A 1,831-nucleotide genomic window follows, 5' to 3' on the forward strand; every position below is an offset into this window, starting at 1 on the left:
ACCAAATGTGGGAGTGGGCTTGCCCGCTCCCACATTTGCTTTGTGTTGCCTATGGATCAGCTTTCAGCCAGTGCCAGGCGTTCCCGCGTTACCGGTGCCTTATCTGAATGCTCCAATTGCATGCAGCGCTCCAGAAACAGGTGCATGTAGTCGTAACTCTTGCAAACGGCCTGTCGCAGCTCCACTTGCAGGGACTTGCTCGCGTTCATGCCCGCCAGGGTACAGATGATTTCCAGTGCTTCCCATGGATGGGCATCGTCGTACTGGGCGTGCATCTTCAACCACTTCATGGCCCGTTTGCGATCTTCTTCCGGGAATGCCGCGGCATAGACACCACTGGAGCAGACCAGCGCCGACCACTCGCCGGTCGCGCCTTCAATGGCGTAATTGGTCGCAGCGATGGCCACGATCAACGAGTCAGCCGAACTGGTGTGCCAGCACCAATGGCTCAATGCGTGAAGTTCGGGGGTAACCTGTTGGGCTTGCAGATCCTCCAGGCTGATACCGTGGGCCCGACTCCAGTGCACCCAATAATCGGCATGGTTCAACTCCACGCGAATATTGCGCATCAGCCAACGACGCGCCATGTCTTCGCCAGGATGACGGGCAAAGCGGGTCTTGGTCAGGTTTTGGGCCATGTATAACGCGAACTGTTCTACAACCGGCCAGCCACCTATAAGGTACTGGCGCATGGTCTTGGCGCTGAGCTTGTTGTCTCGCATGCGCTGATACAGTTCGTGTTCGACAACCCGGCGCTTACTCTCGCTGCAATCCTTGATGAGCTGTTGAGCCCAGGCGGGATAACTTGCCGCTTCCATGAGGGGTCCGGTTCGGTTGAATGTGTCGATCACTGTCGAGCTCCTTTTGATTGTGATTGTTCGGATCAGCAAGAGGTTTCAACGGAACTTGCCAGGGGCCTTGAATAACAAAGGCTGAGACCTGGCTGGACGACTTTGCAAACTATCGCAGGTAAACGGACTCGGGCGTTCAATAACAAACCCCTGAGCGAAATCGACCCCGATTTCCAGCAATGCCTGCTCAATCTGGGGTGATTCTACAAACTCGGCAATCGTGCGCTTACCCATGACATGCCCGATGTGGTTAATCACTTCGACCATGGCGCGGTTAATCGGGTCGTCCAACATATCCTTTACAAAACTCCCGTCGATCTTCAGGAAGTCTACAGGTAAATGTTTCAAGTAAGCGAACGAGGACATTCCGGCGCAAAAGTCATCTAACGAAAAGTGGCAACCTAAACCTTTGAGCTCATTGATAAATCTAATTGCACTGCCCAAATTGGAAATTGCACTGGTTTCTGTGATTTCAAAACAAATCATTTCAGGTGGAATTGAATACTTAACAAACTGTTCACGCAGGAAGTCCAGAAACGCGTTATCTCCGATAGTTGTGCCTGACAGATTAATCGCACACATGGCTAACGGACCTTTTCGCTCTTCGGCCCTGCATTGGGCGATGATCTTGAAGACGTTTTCAACCACCCAACCATCTAGTGCCGTCATCAATCCATAACGCTCCGCAGCCGGAATAAAACTGTCCGGCAAGATCATGCGGCCAGCTTCGTCATGCAGACGCAAAAGAATTTCGATATGCCCGCCGCCGCGCGCCGTATGACCCAACGGCGCGATTTCCTGGGAGTAGAGGCAAAAGCGATTCTCTTCCAGCGCTATATGCAGGCGCTGCACCCAAGCCATCTCGCCAAAACGTAATGACAGCTCCGAGTCGTCGGCGTGATAGACCTGAACCCGATTGCGCCCTTTTTCCTAGGCCATGTAACACGCCATATCGGCGGCGCGCAGTGAGGCTTCCAACG

At 53.4% G+C, this 1,831-nt stretch carries 1 protein-coding gene and 1 pseudogene; both read right to left on the minus strand.

Features of this window, described 5'->3' with window-relative positions:
• Positions 1-56: 56 nt before the first annotated feature.
• A complete protein-coding gene (locus AC1DRJ_RS26210; protein WP_477804710.1) occupies positions 57-818 on the minus strand; it encodes a TenA family transcriptional regulator in 762 nt (253 codons plus the stop codon).
• 78 nt (positions 819-896) lie between these two features.
• Positions 897-1,831, minus strand: a pseudogene (locus AC1DRJ_RS26215) (EAL domain-containing protein); the annotation flags it as partial.

The sequence above is a fragment of the Pseudomonas sp. P5_B2 genome (assembly GCF_056400445.1).

What these genes read in the sequence shown, in the direction of transcription:
- AC1DRJ_RS26210 (WP_477804710.1), bottom strand. Translation starts at nt 818, where the DNA reads ATGGAAGCGGCAAGTTATCCCGCCTGGGCTCAACAGCTCATCAAGGAT.